At 54.6% G+C, this 500-nt stretch carries 1 protein-coding gene; it reads right to left on the bottom strand.

The features are described 5' to 3' along the window. Nucleotides 1–27: 27 nt before the first annotated feature. Nucleotides 28–216 carry a hypothetical protein gene (locus C7N83_RS14100; RefSeq protein WP_106743297.1) on the bottom strand — a complete coding sequence of 63 codons (189 nt, stop codon included), beginning with the start codon at nt 214–216 and terminating at the stop codon, nt 28–30. Between the last annotated feature and the right edge of the window lie 284 nt (nt 217–500).

Below are 500 nucleotides of genomic sequence, written 5' to 3'. Positions count from 1 at the left end.
CGGTTTTAACATGATGTTTGAACGGCTTTAAAGCCCGGGTAATGACTCCTGCAACATATCCGGCTTTGAGTTTTTGATTTTTCTGATGATGGCGAATTTGGTTACCCGGCCAACGGCAACCGGCAGCCCGTTCTTTTGCGCTTTGCCGGCGATGGTATCCGTCTCGAAACCGCCGGCATGCTTTTTCCCGCCGACGATGGCCGGGCGCTCTTCCATGCCGGGCACTTTTCCTTTGTTCCATAAACCGCTTCCGTATGTTCTGCGGTAGGGTTTGGGGATGATGCGCAGGTGGCACCGTTTTGACGGTCGCGGTGCGGGAAGCGGTAAATGGTGTCGTGCTTACGCAAATGGGCGCAAACCTGTTCGGGGCTGTATTTTTGGGCAACCAACGCTGCTGCGGCCTGTTTGGCGGTATCGGTTATTTTTCGGGCGGTTGCTTTTGCCTTCTCTGCTTCGCTATGTTTCTGCACCTGCCGGCAGCAGTATGTTCCGTTGGCTGT

Source organism: Neisseria iguanae (genome assembly GCF_003013245.1).
Taxonomy (GTDB): domain Bacteria; phylum Pseudomonadota; class Gammaproteobacteria; order Burkholderiales; family Neisseriaceae; genus Neisseria; species Neisseria iguanae.
This window is presented reverse-complemented; position numbering and strand designations above follow the sequence as displayed.